General features: G+C 47.4%; 17 protein-coding genes. 4 read left to right on the forward strand and 13 right to left on the reverse strand.

Annotated elements, in window-relative coordinates; genetic code table 11:
- The first annotated feature begins 20 nt into the window (after positions 1 to 20).
- From CLV82_RS03780 to CLV82_RS03790, 3 genes are read left to right on the forward strand one after another with little or no spacing between them, the layout of a single operon-like run.
- Positions 21 to 695, forward strand: a complete 675-nt coding sequence (locus CLV82_RS03780) for an NAD(P)H-binding protein (protein WP_133642954.1) — start codon at positions 21 to 23, stop codon at positions 693 to 695.
- Complete coding sequence (locus CLV82_RS03785) at positions 688 to 1,170, forward strand: CYTH domain-containing protein (RefSeq protein ID WP_133642955.1); 483 nt, start codon at positions 688 to 690, stop codon at positions 1,168 to 1,170. The genes CLV82_RS03780 and CLV82_RS03785 overlap by 8 nt, the downstream gene beginning before the upstream one ends.
- The gene (locus tag CLV82_RS03790) at positions 1,158 to 1,655 is read left to right on the forward strand and encodes a YciI family protein (RefSeq protein ID WP_243744134.1); all 498 of its coding nucleotides are present in this window, start codon (positions 1,158 to 1,160) and stop codon (positions 1,653 to 1,655) included. Before CLV82_RS03785 ends, CLV82_RS03790 begins: the two co-directional genes overlap by 13 nt.
- A 1-nt stretch (position 1,656) precedes the next feature.
- Here CLV82_RS03790 and CLV82_RS03795 read toward each other — a convergent pair whose 3' ends face one another.
- The 13 genes from CLV82_RS03795 to CLV82_RS03855 form a co-directional block, all read right to left on the reverse strand.
- Positions 1,657 to 2,052, reverse strand: a complete 396-nt coding sequence (locus CLV82_RS03795) for a hypothetical protein (RefSeq protein ID WP_133642956.1) — start codon at positions 2,050 to 2,052, stop codon at positions 1,657 to 1,659.
- Positions 2,053 to 2,130: 78 nt separating this feature from the next.
- The gene (gene pheS, locus CLV82_RS03800; protein WP_133642957.1) at positions 2,131 to 3,150 is read right to left on the reverse strand and encodes a phenylalanine--tRNA ligase subunit alpha; all 1,020 of its coding nucleotides are present in this window, start codon (positions 3,148 to 3,150) and stop codon (positions 2,131 to 2,133) included.
- Between the two features lie 145 nt (positions 3,151 to 3,295).
- Complete coding sequence (locus CLV82_RS03805) at positions 3,296 to 5,161, reverse strand: SulP family inorganic anion transporter (protein ID WP_133642958.1); 1,866 nt, start codon at positions 5,159 to 5,161, stop codon at positions 3,296 to 3,298.
- A 44-nt stretch (positions 5,162 to 5,205) separates the two neighbouring features.
- Positions 5,206 to 5,832 (reverse strand): carbonic anhydrase family protein, encoded by a 627-nt coding sequence (locus CLV82_RS03810; RefSeq protein WP_133642959.1) that lies wholly within the window; start codon positions 5,830 to 5,832, stop codon positions 5,206 to 5,208.
- A gap of 139 nt (positions 5,833 to 5,971) precedes the next feature.
- A complete protein-coding gene (locus CLV82_RS03815; protein ID WP_133642960.1) occupies positions 5,972 to 6,265 on the reverse strand; it encodes a hypothetical protein in 294 nt (97 codons plus the stop codon).
- 58 nt (positions 6,266 to 6,323) lie between these two features.
- On the reverse strand, positions 6,324 to 7,082 hold the full coding sequence (locus tag CLV82_RS03820; protein WP_133642961.1) for a tetratricopeptide repeat protein: 759 nt from the start codon (positions 7,080 to 7,082) through the stop codon (positions 6,324 to 6,326).
- A 2-nt stretch (positions 7,083 to 7,084) separates the two neighbouring features.
- The gene (locus CLV82_RS03825; protein WP_133643454.1) at positions 7,085 to 8,869 is read right to left on the reverse strand and encodes a BatD family protein; all 1,785 of its coding nucleotides are present in this window, start codon (positions 8,867 to 8,869) and stop codon (positions 7,085 to 7,087) included.
- Between the two features lie 5 nt (positions 8,870 to 8,874).
- On the reverse strand, positions 8,875 to 9,726 hold the full coding sequence (locus tag CLV82_RS03830) for a tetratricopeptide repeat protein (protein ID WP_133642962.1): 852 nt from the start codon (positions 9,724 to 9,726) through the stop codon (positions 8,875 to 8,877).
- A gap of 1 nt (position 9,727) precedes the next feature.
- Positions 9,728 to 10,774, reverse strand: coding sequence for a VWA domain-containing protein (locus CLV82_RS03835; RefSeq protein WP_133642963.1), 1,047 nt, complete (start codon positions 10,772 to 10,774; stop codon positions 9,728 to 9,730).
- A 27-nt stretch (positions 10,775 to 10,801) separates the two neighbouring features.
- Positions 10,802 to 11,800 carry a vWA domain-containing protein gene (locus CLV82_RS03840; protein WP_133642964.1) on the reverse strand — a complete coding sequence of 333 codons (999 nt, stop codon included), beginning with the start codon at positions 11,798 to 11,800 and terminating at the stop codon, positions 10,802 to 10,804.
- Positions 11,800 to 13,467: a hypothetical protein gene (locus CLV82_RS03845; protein WP_243744135.1), complete on the reverse strand. Its 1,668-nt coding sequence runs from the start codon at positions 13,465 to 13,467 to the stop codon at positions 11,800 to 11,802. The genes CLV82_RS03840 and CLV82_RS03845 overlap by 1 nt, the downstream gene beginning before the upstream one ends.
- Positions 13,464 to 14,330: a DUF58 domain-containing protein gene (locus CLV82_RS03850; protein WP_133642965.1), complete on the reverse strand. Its 867-nt coding sequence runs from the start codon at positions 14,328 to 14,330 to the stop codon at positions 13,464 to 13,466. Before CLV82_RS03850 ends, CLV82_RS03845 begins: the two co-directional genes overlap by 4 nt.
- Positions 14,331 to 14,401: 71 nt before the next feature.
- Positions 14,402 to 15,403, reverse strand: coding sequence for an AAA family ATPase (locus CLV82_RS03855; protein WP_133642966.1), 1,002 nt, complete (start codon positions 15,401 to 15,403; stop codon positions 14,402 to 14,404).
- Between the two features lie 272 nt (positions 15,404 to 15,675).
- Here CLV82_RS03855 and CLV82_RS03860 point away from each other — a divergent pair, with 272 nt between their 5' ends.
- The gene (locus tag CLV82_RS03860; protein WP_133642967.1) at positions 15,676 to 16,554 is read left to right on the forward strand and encodes an aldo/keto reductase; all 879 of its coding nucleotides are present in this window, start codon (positions 15,676 to 15,678) and stop codon (positions 16,552 to 16,554) included.
- The last annotated feature ends 4 nt before the right edge of the window (positions 16,555 to 16,558 follow it).

Raw genomic sequence — 16,558 nt, forward strand, 5'->3', positions numbered from 1 at the left:
TTAAGTCATATCTTAGTTTTATGGATACTCAGGGTAAAACAGCTATCGTCCTCGGAGCCACCGGGCTTACAGGTGGCATCCTTTTACAGATGCTGCTGGAGGATAAGCGTTACAGTCTAATCAGGCTCTTTTCGCGCTCTTCGGTAGGGTATGAACATCCCAAGATGGAAGAGCTGCTGGTCAACCTGGCAGAACCCGAAACCTACCGGGAAAAATTCCGGGCAGACGAGGTATTCTGCTGTATCGGAACTACCAAATCCAAAACGCCCAATAAGGCGAAATACAGGGCGATAGATTATGGAATACCCGTGCAGGCCGCTGTCCTGTGCAGGGAAAATGGCATTAAAACATTTATAGTGATCTCTTCTTTGGGTGCTAACCCTAAAAGCAAGGTCTTTTATAACCGTACAAAAGGCCAGATGGAAGCCGCTGTATTAAAACAGGAAATACCAAATACGTATATACTGCAACCATCTCTACTAGCAGGGAAAAGGGAAGAAAGAAGGATAGGAGAATGGATCGCCAGGCAGGTGATGAGAGCGATGAACCTGGTTATGGTGGGTCCCCTGGACAAATACCGGTCTATCTATCCGGAACAGGTTACAAAATGTATGATCTGGCTGGCAAACCATAAGTATGAGCAACAGCGGATCCCTTCGGACGAAATAAGGAAAATTGCACACAGGCATGGGTAAGTACCAGGAGATTGAACGTAAATTCCTGGTCGTATCAGGAGATTACGTAAAACAGGCTACAAGCAAACAGCAGATAAGGCAGGGTTTCCTCAATACCGATCCTGAACGCACGGTAAGAGTACGCATTCTGGATGATTCTGCCTTCATAACCGTGAAAGGGGCTTCCAGTGCGGATGGCACCAGCCGCTTTGAGTGGGAAACGGAGATCCATCCCGAGGAGGGACGTAAACTGCTGGAGTTATGTGAAGATGTACCCATTGAGAAGAATCGTTATAAAGTGCCCGTGGGGCGTCATATTTTTGAGGTGGATGAATTCCTGGGCGCAAATGCCGGCCTGGTGGTGGCAGAGGTTGAGTTGGGCGCCGTGGAAGAGGCGTATGAACAACCGGATTGGTTGGGGGAGGAAGTAACCGGCCAACCGGCATACTACAATTCACAATTAAGCAAACACCCTTTTAAATCATGGACTTCATAAAAAATTTATTAAGGTTTAGTTGCTGTCTTTTCGTCCTGGCAGGATGCGGTGACAATGAAAAAACAGAGAGGGCCAACGGGTCCGAAACCACCAAGCCATCTGTTAGTAAACTTAAAGATTCCCTGACCCGGTTGGGATACCAGACCTTTGACTACATAGAGGAAGGAACTAATGATACCATTCTGATGCAACAGTACTTTCTTGTACTGTTAAAAAGAGGGCCAAAGAGATCGGAGAACAAACAGGAAGCCGACAGCCTGCAGAGCCTGCACCTGCAGCATATGTCCCGGATGTACGAGGAGGGATATGCCGACTTAATGGGTCCTTTTGGGGATGATGGAGAGATCCGGGGAATCATTATCTACAATACCCCTAACCTGCAGATCGCAGACAGCCTGGCTAATCTGGATCCCTTAATCCGGTCTGGCGGATTGGTGGCCGAGATACACCCATGGTGGGCGGGGAAAGGTTATGGACTGCGCTGATTCAGCTTCCGAGCAATCCTTCTTTTTCGAGGATAGGCAGGTATTGTAACTCCTGCTCCCCGATGCTGTTCTTCCGGAAAATATATTTGCGTTCAAAGAGTTTCCCTTCAGCATAGAAGGTCACGAAAAACTCGTTCTCGAGCTGCAGGACTTCTTCCTGTACCAGCTCGATCTTAGCAAAGGAACGGGCTTCAATAACGCCTATGGCATGTCTCATGGTAGACGTTTTAGTTTCCCCGTCATACCCCTTGGATACGATAAGAACCATTTCAATTGCCGAGTTCCTGTTGTTGATCAGGTAAGCGTTCCAGTCGCGGGAAAGGAACTCTTCATCCCAGTCGTGTGCCAGGGCGACATGTACGTCTTTTGCGATAGGTATTTCTATATCCTTTCTCATCTTAGCGGAATTATTAGGGATGTTCTCTTATAATAACCCGGCGGGAAGCCGATTTATTGTCCAAAGCAAGGAAGGCCGCTACAGGGCACTTCGGAACTGCTCCAGGAACCTGGTATCATTTTCACTCAGCAACCTGATATCGGAGATCTGGTGCAACAACAGGGCAATACGGTCTATTCCCATTCCAAATGCGAATCCTGAATAGGTTTGGGGATCAATACCACAATTCCGAAGAACATTTGGGTCTACCATCCCGCATCCCATGATCTCCAGCCATCCTGTTCCCTTGGTCATCCGGTAGTCAGCTTCGGTCTCCAGACCCCAGTATACATCTACTTCCGCACTGGGTTCTGTAAACGGGAAATATGAAGGTCGCAGCCGGATCTCGGATTTGCCGAAAAGCGCTGTGGTAAAATACTGCAGGGTTTGTTTAAGATCGGCAAAGGAAACTCCCTTGTCAATATACAATCCTTCTACCTGGTGGAAAAAGCAATGGGATCTCGCCGAGATGGCTTCGTTGCGGTAAACCCGCCCGGGAGATATGGTACGGATCGGAGGTTTATTGTTCTCCATATAGCGAACCTGTACCGATGAAGTATGGGTTCTTAGTAAGATATCAGGATCTGTCTGAATAAAGAAAGTATCCTGCATATCCCTGGCCGGGTGGTGTTCCGGTAAGTTCAGCGCTGTAAAGTTGTGCCAGTCGTCCTCGATCTCCGGGCCCTGGGACACGTTAAAACCAATACGGGAGAATATTTCTATGATCTGGTTCTTAACAATAGAGATGGGGTGCCTGGCCCCAAGTTCCAGGGGTTCAGAAGGCCGGGTCAGATCATCGTATGTCCGCGATTTCGGCGCCTTGTTCTCCAACCCTGTCTTAAGGGCATTCACTTTTTCAGTAGCCGCCTGTTTTAATTCGTTTATAGTCTGCCCGAATCGTTTTTTGTCCTCGGGAGCGACATTCTTGAACTCGCTGAAATATTCATTCAGCAGACCTTTTTTCCCAAGGTATTTGATACGGAAGGCTTCAATAGCCTCTGCCTGGTCCGATGAAAAGGCCTTTACCTCCTCTATATGTTTCTGAATCTGATCTATCATCCGTCGTTGGCTTGGAGAAGTGACCCTTATATGGTCAGTATCAAGGTTTACATAAATTTATGTGCGGCAAATTTAAAACTTTTAAGTTTCCCAGCGGTGCTTTAGGTTAAAATTGAAAAAGGCCCCTGTCCGGGGCCTTTAAAAGTTATGCAATTGCAGGAGTCTTATCCTTGACATTGAGTTTTACCCAATTGACACAATCTTTAAAATTCTTGAAAATGTGTTCCTCAGGAATCAGGTCGGGAATGATGTCAATCCGTTCCATCATATATCTCGGCTGAGGGAGAACATCTACCAGCAGGACTATTATATTTTTCCTGCGCAGGTCTATAATAGTGTCTTCCATCGCGTAAAGACCGGATTGGTCCATGTACTGCATCCTGCCCATTCTGATAATTACGGCATCTGCAGTCTCAGGGATCTGTGCTGCCAGGTCTTGAAAATCACTGGTCGATCCAAAGAATAGGGGACCTTTAATATGCTTGATGAAAACCTCTTCCTTCAATTTTTCAGGAAATTCTTTCTCATCAGCCCAGGCTTTTTCAGGCAGTGGTTTCACCCCTGATCTTTCGGCCGTAAGATCACCCATCTTTTTCATAAACATTAATGAGGCAATGATCAGGCCTACACCAACAGCATATACCAAGTTCCATACTGAAGATAACACAAGAACCACTAACATAATGATCACTTCTGAACTCAGTTTCAGTGGGCCCAGCTTGATATCCTTTGGCAGGTTAGGAATGGCTTTAAGTCCTTTGTAGTCCATTACACCGATACCTACAGTTACAAGGATCCCGGCAAGTACTGCAGCAGGAATCTGCGATGCAACGGGCCCCATGGCCAGTAAGATGACAAGCAGTAATAAACCAGCGATCATACCTGAAAGCCTTGTTTTACCACCTGATTTGATATTAACAACGGTTCGGATGGTCGCCCCGGCACCGGGAATACCACCAAAGACAGCGGCGATACTGTTACCAATACCTTGTCCCACCAATTCCTTGTTCGGCTGGTGCTTCGTCTTCGTCATATTGTCAGCCACTACCGAAGTCAGCAGTGAATCGATGGCTCCCAGCAATGCAAGGGTCAGGGCCGTAAAGATGTACGGGGTGACCGAAGACAGTTTAAATTGCGTAAAGATCTCCATCTGGGGCATCGGCAGTCCTTCCGGGATACGCTCTATGGGGCGGTAATCCAGGCCAAACCCGTAAGCAACACCGGAGACTACGATAAGTGCCACCAGGGTACTGGGGACGGCCGTGGTGATCCGCTTGAAGCCATAAATAATTATAATTGTGGCTAATGCCAAGATCAGCTCCAGCCAGTTAATATTCTGGAGCGCCCTGGGCAATACGGAAAGTGTACCTAATACCCCTGAGGCTTCTTTAGCCGCCAGGGTGCTGGCTTCTTTCTGAATATCTGCTTCCGTGGTCTGCTCAGCCCTGCTGATAGTCTCTTCGAAATCTTCGAGAACCAGTATACCCTCTCCCGCTTCTTCTTTCAGGATGTTCTCCAGGATGATCTCTTCTGCCATCGGTTTGTATTGCTCAACATATTCAGCATCTTCCTTGGGATAATATCCAATCGCTGGCAGGATCTGTGTGACCAGTATGATCACCCCGATAGCGGTCATAAACCCGGATACCACCGGGTATGGAATATACTTGATGTATTTCCCAAGACCTATCGCTCCTAGCCCGATCTGCATCAGTCCCGCCAACAGGAAAACTGTCAGGATTGCGGGGAGTGCTTTCTCCACATCTCCTTCGTTCATCGCGATAATCCCCGCGATGATCACCATACTTACCGCCGTCATAGGGGCGGTAGGCCCGGAGATCTGGGTGTTGGTGCCCCCGAAAAGGGCGGCGAAGAACCCTATAAAAATAGCCCCGTATAAACCAGCACTTGGGCCCAGTCCACTGCTGACCCCGAACGCTAGAGCCAGGGGTAATGCTACAATTCCGGCGGTAATTCCACCGAATAAATCACCTTTGATATGTTTAAACATTTTGTATTTGAGTTATTGGTTAATAAGGAATAGGAATTCCGGGATTACAGGAAAGTAACTTCCCCGGAATCAATATTGTACATTGCTCCTTTGATCACGATCTCTCCTTTATCTTCCATCTCTTTTAAAACCGGACTGTTCTGACGGATATTCTGGATAGTCAATTCTACGTTCTTCTCGGCCACGTTGTCCACGAATTCAAGGTTTCCTGAATTTCGCTCAGCGGGATTCCCGGGCTCTGAGACTGCCTCTACCGCCGGCCTGATCTTACTTAACAGTGTGGTGAGGTTGCCGAGTTTAGCATCATCACAAGCTCCTTTTACCGCGCCACAACTGGTGTGTCCTAAAACAACAATAGCTTTGGTCCCTGCAAGTTTGCAGGCGAACTCCATACTTCCAAGGATATCTTCATTGGCTATATTACCGGCCACTCGGGCGCTGAAAATATCGCCGATTCCCTGGTCAAATACAACTTCCTGGGGAACACGCGAATCTATACATCCGAGGATCGTGGCGAAAGGGTACTGACCACTGGAGGTTTGTGTGACCTGCTCCAGAAGGTCCCGGTTGGCCTTCTTATTTTGTACAAAACGCTTATTTCCCTCTTGTAAAATAGTAATCGCTTTTTCGGGTGTAATCGATGCCTGTTCTTCTTTTGTTAGTGTTTTCATAGATTGAGGTATAAGTAATTAAATGGTTATTCCCGTGATTCCAGTAAACTGACTCACAGGTAAGGTTATATAAAATTATAAGTAATTATGTTAACCCTGCCTTTTGTAAGGCAAGGGAAAAGGTTAATAATGGGGGTAGTTATGCCACCTTTACCTTGGGGGGCGGCAGTAAGATCTCCCAGCCCATTTGGGAAATTCTCAGATCATTATAGAATGGCGTCTCTTTGGCCAGGTCTGCAAATTGGAAGAAACTGGTAAGTCCCTCCTGGTTGACAAGGTTCTGAACCAACTCGTAACTGGTATCCTTGGTTTCTTCTTCGGTAATGGTCATTACAATCCCCATGGCATCCTCATTCACCAAAGTCACTATCGACGGTGCGAGTAAGGAGAATACCCATAGGATACAGAAATATGTAATGATTCTAGAGCGCATTCGTTTTTTTAAGATTTACAAAAATAGGAGTAAATCCTGAATATTGTGTAAGTAAGCCTCAATAATCCTTTAGCAAGCGCATGGCATTGCCCTGAACCCAACCTGTTTTTCCGTCGGCTAAACGAATCTTCTGCCAGCCATCCAATTCTTCAAGGGCCTGGACCTTAGTCCCCTCGTGAAGCACAAAGGCTTCTGAACTTCTCTGGTTTGGCTCTGCGCGTACGACCACTTCTTCCTCGAAGATGATGGCCGGGTTATCCGACTTGTAATCCATGTATTCCGTGTAAGCAAAGACAACACACAGCAGGGATAAGAACAACGCGACCAGGCTTCCGATAAAGGCCACTCTTTTCTGGGTAGTAAAACGGAAAAAGTAGAATGCGATATACAGGATCACGAACAATATTCCAAAGATTATGGCTGCGACAGCCCATTGGTCAAAGCTCAGTTGGCCTGTGATGGAATTTACAAACCTGCTGATCCCGGTCGCCGGGACTGCATCTATGTCGTCCAGTGTCATATTGCGTGCGTACTCCAGGTTTTCCAAAATCTCCCGGTCCCCGGGGGCCAGTATTAAGGCCTTTTCAAAATTATAGATACTTGGAGCGATCTCGTTAAGCTTATAATAGCTGTTCCCGAGGTTATAATAGAGTGCGGCGGAGTGTTGTCCGGAGTCAAGGATCTGCTGGTAATACGTGATTGCCTCTTCGTAATTGCCCTCATTATATGCCTTGGTAGCTTTATCAAATATCGCCTCGTTCTGGGCCATGAGGCCGAAGAGAGAAAAGAATAAAACAAGGGTATAAACGTATTTCATAGTTACAGTTGTTTATCCATTGAAGAGATAACTTCACTTGCTTCCTGGTAATCCTGTTGCATCTGTACGTTAGAAAATGGACTGTACCGTGCCATCTCGCAGTTCTTCAGCAGTCCGATAAAACGCTCAGAGGTGTCTGCATCCACTTCTCTTTTTTCCAGGAGTGAAGCGATCTTATCCTTACTGAATTCCGAGGTTTCAATCTTTAATTTGGCTTTGAGGTAATTGTGCAACGCCTTTTCCAAAGCGATGTAAAAAGCTTCTTTCTGTCCAAGTTCCCTTTTAGCCTTAGAGAGGTATTTCCGGGCGAGCCTGTTCGCTTTCCTGATCTTGTTCCCTGCCACATCCCTGGCGATCGCTTCTCTTCTCTTGCCAAACATAATGGCAATTGGAATCAAGATCACCGGCAGGAAAAGCCAGAGCCAGAAACTCAGGGAGCCAAAGAAATGATTCACGGTCTTTGGCTTCAGCCCGGGCTGTGTCTTCAGGAAATGGAACTGGTTATCCGCACCCACCACCGACTGCTTTACTGGTCCGGAGCCGCTGTTCTCGTAGCGGCCGGTAGCCGGGCCGGAGAGGACATTGATGATAATTTCATCAGATCGCAGTGTTTTGTATCTCCCGGTCCGCGGATTAAAATAACTGAAACTGATTCCGGGGATTGGGTACTTACCCTTGGTGTCCGGAACAATTGTATAGTGGTTGCTGACGCTACCCTGCATCCCGGAAAGCGTTGTGCGTACCTGTTCATCGAATTCAGGATCATAGACTTCAAGCGCGCCCGGTAGGCTGAGATCAGGCAACTGGAATAACTTCAGGTTGCCCTTACCCTTAACTTCCACTACCGCCTGCAGGGATTCTGAAGCGTTGAGCTCGGTCTTGCTGGTGGTTACCGACAGATTGAATTCTCCCACAGCCCCGTTAAAATCAGAAGGTTTTCCGGCCAAGGGCAGGGGTTTTACATTTATCGTCCTCTTCCCGGCCGATACGGTCCTGTTGGTCTGGGTAAAGATCCTGCCCCCAAAGAAATCCCTTTTATTGGTAGGGACATCTATGGTCACCTCCAGGGACAGGGGTTCAATTTCGAGTTTACCGTCTTTCTGGGGATAAAGGACCACTCTTTTTAATATAACGTAGCGATAAGGTTTACCGTCATAGGTGCCGTTTTGTACATCATAGCGGGTCACCGGGATATCCTGGCTCCAGAAATTGTTGTATTTGGGATTATCCAACGGCCTGAAATTGGAAACATTCACCGAAGGGCTGACATAGAGTTTATAGACCACGCTGACTGCCTCGTTCAGGTAAGGATCGGTCTTGGATACTTCTGCCACGAGATGCAGGCTTTCCCCGGCAATATCGTCTGCGGTCATCTGGTCACTGGGTTTGTCAACAGCTGCAGTGACTTCAACCTTTTTTTCCAGGGATTTATAGAGTTCACCATCAATTTCAATGGTAGCCTGCCCGATCGTAAAAATTCCCCTGGCTGTTGGGGCTAGGGTATAGGAGTAGGTTTTGGAATAGGAGCGAACCCCGTTCACCCAGGAAGAACTTATGTTCTGCAAAGGTCCGCCGACCACGCGGAAACCTTCAAAATCGGGCGGGGTAAAATGATCCCCATCCTTGTTCATTGTAAAATCTACTCTTAACCTTTCATTGATACCGAGTTTATCCTTGCTCAGCTGCAGCTCAAAGGTAACTGCATCTGCATCCTGTGCGGCCACCGGGTTTAGCAGGGAACACACTAAGCCTATAAAAAAAAGGAGTAGAATATAGCTTTTTCGCATAACCATTACCAATCCTTTTTATTTTTTAGGGGTACGCCTTTTACTTTCTTGGCATCCATTTTTTCCTGCACTTTCTTTTCTTCATTCTGCATGGCTTCGAGCAGGTTTTCTATTTGTTGGGGCGATAGCTGGTTGGGGCGTGGCTGCTGCTGATTGCTTTGCTGAGGTTCTTTCTTTTCCTGCTTCTCTTCCCCATCACCTTCTTTATTCTCTTCTTTTTCCTGTTCTCCCTGGTCGCCGTCTTCCCCGTCCTGCTTATCTCCTTTATTCTCGTCCTGCTGGTCATTGTTATCCTGCTGGTCGCCTCCGTCCTGCTCCTCCTTGTCCTGGTTCTCCTCTTCTTTTTTATCCTGCTGATCTTCCTTATCCTGGTTCTCTGGTTGTTCCTGCTGTTGTTTCTTCAGCATTTCCTTGGCTAATGCCAGGTTATACCGGGTTTCCTCGTCTGTAGGATCGTTCCTCAGAGCTTCCTTGTAGGCTTCGACAGCCTTCTGGTACTCCTTGTTTTTCATAAAGACATTTCCCATATTGTGATATGCCCTGTGCTTCTCGGCTTTAGAAGCTGCATTTTCCCCGGCCTCTTTGAACCTCCCAAATGCTTCCAGGTAACTATCCCTTTCATAATATGCATTTCCAAGGTTGTAGGGGGCTGCTACGTTTGTTTTACTTTTATCGATAGCCCTTCGGTATTTAGCCTCGGCAGATACAAATTCGTTTTCCTGTAAATCCTCATTGGCTTCCCACGTTAGGTTTTTAGAGGTTTTCACAGCCTTCTCATCTTCCTGCTGCGTTTCACCCATTTGGGCAATAGCAGGGACCACAAGCAAAAATGATATCAGGAATATTATGTTTTTCATCTTACTCTACGTTCTTTTCGTTGAACAGGTTAAGTTTTCTCAGCCATTCGGTTTTACGTTCTAACAGGAAAATATCTAAAAATAGGAAGAATAGGGCTGCAGCCAAAAACCACTGGAACTGGTCTTTAAATTCTGCGAACTGCTTAGCTTCAAATTCTGTCTTATCTATTTGCTGTAATGCTTCAACAATGGCATCTACTGCTTCCTGGGTATCTGTGCCGTCTATATATGCACCCTCTCCCTGTTGTGCTATTTCTTCCAGTAACTGCCTGTCCAGCTTGGTGATCACGACTTCGCCGTTTTCATCCTTCTTAAGTTGTTGTACTACTCCATTCCTTCTCAGGGGGATTGGCCCACCTTTAGGTGTACCCACACCTATTGTAAATACCCGGATGCCATTTTCCAGGGCTTGTTCCACGGCCCTGGCCGGGTATCCTTCGGCATGGTCTTCCCCATCCGATATTATGAAAAGCACCCGGTTGGTCTGCTGTTCGTCATCAAAATATGTGGTGGCCAGTTCAATGGCTTCATGGATCGCAGTTCCCTGGGAGGAAAGCATTTCGGTATTCATACTTTGCAGGAACATTTTAGCAGCACCATAGTCGGTCGTGATCGGTAACTGTGGATAGGCCTGGCCAGCATAAGCGATAATCCCTACCCGGTCACTCCCGAGCGAATTAATGATCTCGGATACCAGGCGTTTGGATTTTTCCAGGCGGTTAGGTGCAATATCTTCAGCGAGCATACTCCTGGATACATCTACAGCGAACACGATATCTACCCCTTCCCTTTTAACTGTTTCCAGCTGGGTTCCTATTTTTGGATTTACAAGGCCGAGCACAAGGAAACTCAGACCCGTAATGAATACCAGGAATTTCAGCAGGGGTTTAAAACGGGAGGTGTCCGGTGCAAGACGTCGCAATAGATCAAGGTCGCCGAATTTCTGCCGGGTCTTCCTTTTCCACAGCTGCACCACTATATATACCAGAACCAGTACCGGTATTACCAGGAGGAGGTAGAAATAGGATGTCTCGTCAAATTGGACCATGTTATAAATTTTCTTTCCTTGATATTATTAGATAAAACTTCTGAAAACAGTATGCCTGAGAACCCATTCCAATAAAAGCAAAATTCCCGCCAACAGCACCAGGGCACGGAATTTTTCCTCGTATTGGTAATATTTGAACTCTTCAATTTCTGTTGTTTCAAGCTTATTGATCTCGTCGTAAATAGCTTCGAGTTTCTTGTTGTCCGTCGCCCGGAAATACTGACCTCCGGTAAGGGAGGCAATGCTTTTTAGCAATGGTTCGTCTATCTCTACCTGCCGCATTCCGTAACGGAAAGAACCATCAGGGTTGTAGGCTACAGGGGACAGGGCGTTTCCGTTAGTTCCCAGTCCAATGGTGTAAGTCTTGATGCCGAATTCCACTGCCAGGTCTGCGGCGGTCTGGGGCTCGATAAAACCTGAATTGTTCACCCCGTCAGTCAGGAGAATGATAACCTTGCTCTTTGCTTTACTTTCCTTCAAACGGTTGACGGCGGTTGCCAGTCCCATCCCGATGGCAGTACCATCGTTTAGTTGCCCGTAGGTGATCTCACCCAGGGCATTGAGAACAATAGATTTGTCTGTGGTGATCGGGGTCTTCGTATAGCTTTCTCCGGCGTAGGCCACCAGCCCGATCCTGTCATTGGGTCTTTCCTTAATGAATTCAGCCGCCACCTCCTTGAGCGCTGCCAGGCGGTTAGGCTTCAGGTCTCTCGCCAGCATACTGGATGAGACATCTATGGCCATAACGATATCGATCCCACTGGTGGTCTTGGTCCGGGAGGAGACATCCGAGGTCTGTGGTCTTGCCAGGGCGGTAATTATGGCGGCCAGTGCAAGAAGCCGCATTATAAAAAGTGCCGGTTTAAGACGGGGCAGTATACCCTGCTTTCCAAAGGCCGAGGTACTGGGCATACGAAGTGTGGCACGGTCTTTCTGGTATTTCAGATAATACCACAACCCGGCCACCGGCAGTAAAAGTAACAGCCAGAAGAAATTTGGATTTGCAAATTCGACCCCTTCAAACATCAGCTTTCTGTTTTAACTTCTATGGAGTTGATCACCCGCTCTACTATTTCCTTTGCATAAGGGTCATCTTCCAGCCATGATAAATAAACCTGTTGCTGGAACCCCTCGCCGCCAAAAATAAAAATGGCGTACTGTCCTCTCCGGGTATCACTACCACCGGGCTCGCGGAAAGAACCGCTGCCGTAAATTTTTATGCCTTTAACTCCATTCCCCGTGGTGAATTCTTCCTGTTTTGTGATCAGGTTCCTGGCGCCCTGGTCGGTCCATTTCTTCAGAAGCTCGTCGATATCTTTCTGGACCTCCGGGGCTTTTTGTTCCTTAAGGGTCTGGGAGATCGTTCCCATGACGAACCAGTGATCCGGCAGGCTGAACTCAAAATTCTGCTCCTGTTGGATCAGGGACTTGTCTTCGGGTTTTATTTCATCCTGCTGTCTCAACAGTACCTCCGGGCTCTGAAGCCGTACCGGGGGGAAACCATAGGAACTGCTTACCCATTCCCCATCGAGCAGTGTTTTTGATGGGTGTCCGAGAACAGAGTCCTTCACATAACCGAACCCGTAATAGGAGATCGCGAAAACCGCACTTGTTATCATTAGCAGTACAAGGGAAGCTGCCGCGATATACCACTTTCTCAATTCCTTTTTACGGATCTGCTGTTCCCTGTATTCTTCCTGTAACTGTAATTCCTCTTCAGTAGGCTCCGGAATACCCTCGTGGGTCTTTACAACGATCTCTTCCACTATGTCCCGGTCTCTTTGTGCTGCAGAAGGATCGGGTTTGGATTTTGCAAATTTCACAAGATCTGCCGTTTCCAGAATACGCCGGAACTGTTCCAGGGTCTGGTCGTCCAGTTTGAGTTCCCCTGCATCGCGAAGGAGTTCGATCTTAAGCAGCAGTTGCCCCGTCGTACTCTCTAATGCGGTAATGTGCACATCTTCTTCCAGGTATGACCTGAGAATATCGGTAAGTTCTGAATAGTACTGCTTATAATCATCCTGGATAAGGTAGCGCGAATTTTCCAGTTTCTTCAATTCCAGAAGTGCCCGGTCATAGGGAGGTAAAAGAGCTGCTTTCTCTTCTTCGGTCAGTGGTTTCTTCCGGAACACAAACCAGTAAAGGACCGCTGCGAGGAGAACTAAGGACAATAATCCCCACACTATGATCTTCCAGAGATCGGAATAATTCCGGTCTACTTCCATGAGGGGTTTTATGTCGTACATGCCCTGGTTTACCGTATCTACCGGGACCGTATTGACAGCGATCAGCAGGGAATCCGTAAAATAACCCTTCCCGTTGATATCTATCCGCTGCACCGGAAGTTTATAGAAACCCGAATCAAACTGGGTCAGGGCATACATTTTCTGCAGCATCATACGACTGCCGGACCGGGTAGTATCGGTTTTGAAAGCCTCGACCGTTTCGAGGGGGGAGAAGGTCTGCCCTTCCGGGAAAATTACCTGGTCGGTGGTGTCGGCTTCAACAAAGATGGAATACTTGATCTGCTCCCCTATCCTGATAACCGTGGTGTCTGCTTCACCGTACACTTTAGGGGTTTCCTGAGCACTGAGCAGGGTACAGCAGAAGAATAGCAGGCAGGTGAAGGTCAGCCCGTAAAAATACGGGGCAATGCGGGACGGCCTTACTATGTGTCTTCCTGAACCGATCATGAACGTTGTTTAAAGTATCCCAATAGTTTTTTCACATAACTCTCATCCACCCGGCAACTCAGTACCCCGCAACCGGATTTGGCAAAGGTCTCCCGGAAATAAGTAACCCGGTCCTTATAGTACTGCCCGTAGGACATCCGTACACTTTTAGAGGCTGTATTCACCAGTTTTACCTCTCCTGTTTCCGCATCCCTGACCGGAAGCATCCCGAGATTCGGGATTTCGGTCTCGCGTTCGTCAAAGACCCGGATCCCGGTAACGTCGTGTTTCTTCCCGGCTATCTTCAGGTTCTGTTCGTAACCCTCCGCAAGGAAATCGGACAGCACAAAGACAATCGCTTTTTTCTTCATGATACTGCTAAGGAATTTCAGAGCCCCGCTTATGTCAGTTTTCCTGCTCTTGGGCTGAAACTCCAGTAATTCCCTGATGATCCTGAGTACATGGCTCTTACCTTTCTTTGGGGGGATAAAGAGCTCTATTTCGTCAGTGAATAAAATTAGGCCAACCTTATCGTTGTTCTGCAAAGCGGAGAAGGCAAGGGTAGCCGAGATCTCGGTGATGATCTCTTTTTTGAATTGCGATTTTGTCCCAAAAAGCTCGGAGCCACTGATATCTGCCATGAGGATCATGGTCAGTTCACGTTCTTCCTCAAAAACTTTTACGAAAGGTTCGTTATAACGGGCAGTAACATTCCAGTCTATGGAGCGCACATCGTCCCCGAACTGGTATTGCCTTACTTCACTAAAGGTCATTCCCCGACCCTTGAAGGTAGAGTGGTATTCCCCACCAAAGATATGGTCGGACAACCTCCGTGTCTTTATTTCAATTTTACGTACTTTCTTGAGTAATTCCTTGGTGTCCATAAGTGGTCAAGGTTTAAGGTATGGTTCAGAAGAACAGTTGCGATACCCGGGCCAAAAATCAGCCGAACCCACTAAGGAACTTCGATCTCGTTAACAATGCGGTTAATGATCTCTTCCGAGGTAATATTTTCTGCTTCTGCCTCGTAGGTTATGCCTATCCTGTGCCTCAGGATATCGTGAACTACTGCCCTGACATCCTCGGGAATTACATAACCACGACGCTTGATAAAAGCATGGCATTTGGCGGCATTCGCCATATTGATGCTTCCCCGGGGAGAGGCGCCAAAACTGATCAGAGGCTTTAATTCGGCCAGATCGTATTTTTCAGGATAACGGGTGGCAAAAACCAGGTCGAGGATATACTGTTCGATCTTTTCATCCATATACACCTCACGTACTGCTTTCTGGGCACTCTTGATTTGTTCCAGAGTGATGACAGGCTTTATATCCGCCGGGCTGCCTTTAAGGTTCTGGCGAATGATAAGTTGTTCCTCGTTTTGTTTTGGATAGTCTATAACGGTCTTCAGCATAAACCGGTCTACCTGGGCTTCCGGTAAGGGATAGGTTCCTTCTTGTTCAACAGGGTTTTGCGTGGCCATTACTAAAAATGGCTGGTCCAGGGGAAAGGTTTCATCCCCAATGGTCACCTGCCGTTCCTGCATTGCTTCCAGCAGGGCAGACTGGACTTTGGCCGGTGCCCTGTTGATTTCATCAGCCAGAACAAAATTGGCAAAGATGGGTCCCTTTTTTATGGAGAAGTCATTTTCCTTGATATTGTAGATCATCGTACCTACTACGTCTGCAGGAAGCAGGTCCGGAGTAAATTGTATCCTGCTGAAACTTCCTTTAACGGCTTTTGAAAGCGTGGTGATCGCGAGGGTCTTGGCAAGTCCGGGTACTCCTTCAAGTAAGATGTGCCCCTGTCCCAACAGACCGATCAGCAATCGTTCTACCATGTGTTTTTGCCCGACAATGGCTTTATTCATTTCCAACCTGAGCAGGTCTATAAAGGCGCTTTCCTGAGCTATCTTTTCGTTCACCGCGCTTATATCCACAGCTGTATTGTCTTCCATATGTAAGTATTATAATATCTCTTGGTTGTAGTTGGTAGATACTAGGGCGAAATTCAAAATTAATTTATATAATGCCTGTTAACGATTGGTTAAAAATAGCCGAAACCCCCGAGTTTTATGAAGGATTTAAGGGATTTATTTTATAATTTCATCCCATTGGCAGGCCAACCGGTTTATCAGGGTGCTGCGCCCCTCTGCACTGTTCTCTTCACGAGGCGAATTACAGACTGCCGCATGGAAGCCCTCGTATCTAAATAACAAATACTCCTTGTATGAAAAATAACAAATTACTGTTTTCCCGGATTATAGCAGGCACCATGACCTGGGGTAGCTGGGGCAAAAAATATACTGCCAAGGAAATGGAAGCGATGATGCACCATTGCCTGGAGCTGGGACTCACTACCTTTGATCATGCAGATATATATGGCGGGTATACAAACGAAGCGGATTTCGGGGCGGCGTTTGCCGGGAGCAGCATCAGCAGGGAGCATATTCAGCTGATCAGTAAATGCGGGATACAATATGTCTGTGAAAACAGGGATAATACCATCAAACATTACAATTACAGTAAAGACTATATCATCTGGTCCGCAGAGCAGTCTCTCTCCAGTCTGCGGACTGATTACCTGGACCTGTTCCTATTGCACAGGCCCAGCCCGCTGATGCACCCACAGGAGATCGCTGCCGCCATTGAACAACTGATAAAAGATGGCAAGATCAGGGCATTCGGACTCTCCAACTTTACACCCTCGCAGGTGAAATTGATCGAATCCGTAATACCGGTGGCTGCGAACCAGGTCGAGTTTTCCCTGACTGCTGATAAGGTGATGTATGACGGAACTTTGGATGACTGCCTAGCCAATAAACGCTATGCCATGGCCTGGAGCCCACTGGGAGGGTATTTCTCGGAACAGGGAGAGCAGGCAGGAAGGATAAAGGAAGTGCTAGAAAGCCTGACAGATAAATACAATGCAACCGAGACACAGCTGTTACTGGCGTGGGTATTAAAGCACCCTGCCGAGGTTCACCCCGTCGTGGGAACTACTCGGGCCGACAGGCTTACCGAAGCAACCCACGCTGTCTCTATAGAACTTGAATTGGAAGATTGGTTTCGCATGCTCGAAGCCGCCCAAGGACACAAAGTACCCTGACAGA

Origin of the sequence: Zeaxanthinibacter enoshimensis (assembly GCF_004362865.1) — a bacterium.
GTDB classification, from domain to species: domain Bacteria; phylum Bacteroidota; class Bacteroidia; order Flavobacteriales; family Flavobacteriaceae; genus Zeaxanthinibacter; species Zeaxanthinibacter enoshimensis.

Bases quoted from the DNA above. Each gene is read 5' to 3' on its own strand.
- CLV82_RS03780 (WP_133642954.1), top strand. From the start codon at position 21: ATGGATACTCAGGGTAAAACAGCTATCGTCCTCGGAGCCACCGGGCTT.
- CLV82_RS03785 (WP_133642955.1), top strand. From the start codon at position 688: ATGGGTAAGTACCAGGAGATTGAACGTAAATTCCTGGTCGTATCAGGA.
- CLV82_RS03790 (WP_243744134.1), top strand. From the start codon at position 1,158: ATGGACTTCATAAAAAATTTATTAAGGTTTAGTTGCTGTCTTTTCGTC.
- CLV82_RS03795 (WP_133642956.1), bottom strand. From the start codon at position 2,052: ATGAGAAAGGATATAGAAATACCTATCGCAAAAGACGTACATGTCGCC.
- pheS (WP_133642957.1), bottom strand. From the start codon at position 3,150: ATGATAGATCAGATTCAGAAACATATAGAGGAGGTAAAGGCCTTTTCA.
- CLV82_RS03805 (WP_133642958.1), bottom strand. From the start codon at position 5,161: ATGTTTAAACATATCAAAGGTGATTTATTCGGTGGAATTACCGCCGGA.
- CLV82_RS03810 (WP_133642959.1), bottom strand. From the start codon at position 5,832: ATGAAAACACTAACAAAAGAAGAACAGGCATCGATTACACCCGAAAAA.
- CLV82_RS03815 (WP_133642960.1), bottom strand. From the start codon at position 6,265: ATGCGCTCTAGAATCATTACATATTTCTGTATCCTATGGGTATTCTCC.
- CLV82_RS03820 (WP_133642961.1), bottom strand. From the start codon at position 7,082: ATGAAATACGTTTATACCCTTGTTTTATTCTTTTCTCTCTTCGGCCTC.
- CLV82_RS03825 (WP_133643454.1), bottom strand. From the start codon at position 8,869: ATGCGAAAAAGCTATATTCTACTCCTTTTTTTTATAGGCTTAGTGTGT.
- CLV82_RS03830 (WP_133642962.1), bottom strand. From the start codon at position 9,726: ATGAAAAACATAATATTCCTGATATCATTTTTGCTTGTGGTCCCTGCT.
- CLV82_RS03835 (WP_133642963.1), bottom strand. From the start codon at position 10,774: ATGGTCCAATTTGACGAGACATCCTATTTCTACCTCCTCCTGGTAATA.
- CLV82_RS03840 (WP_133642964.1), bottom strand. From the start codon at position 11,800: ATGTTTGAAGGGGTCGAATTTGCAAATCCAAATTTCTTCTGGCTGTTA.
- CLV82_RS03845 (WP_243744135.1), bottom strand. From the start codon at position 13,467: ATGATCGGTTCAGGAAGACACATAGTAAGGCCGTCCCGCATTGCCCCG.
- CLV82_RS03850 (WP_133642965.1), bottom strand. From the start codon at position 14,330: ATGGACACCAAGGAATTACTCAAGAAAGTACGTAAAATTGAAATAAAG.
- CLV82_RS03855 (WP_133642966.1), bottom strand. From the start codon at position 15,403: ATGGAAGACAATACAGCTGTGGATATAAGCGCGGTGAACGAAAAGATA.
- CLV82_RS03860 (WP_133642967.1), top strand. From the start codon at position 15,676: ATGAAAAATAACAAATTACTGTTTTCCCGGATTATAGCAGGCACCATG.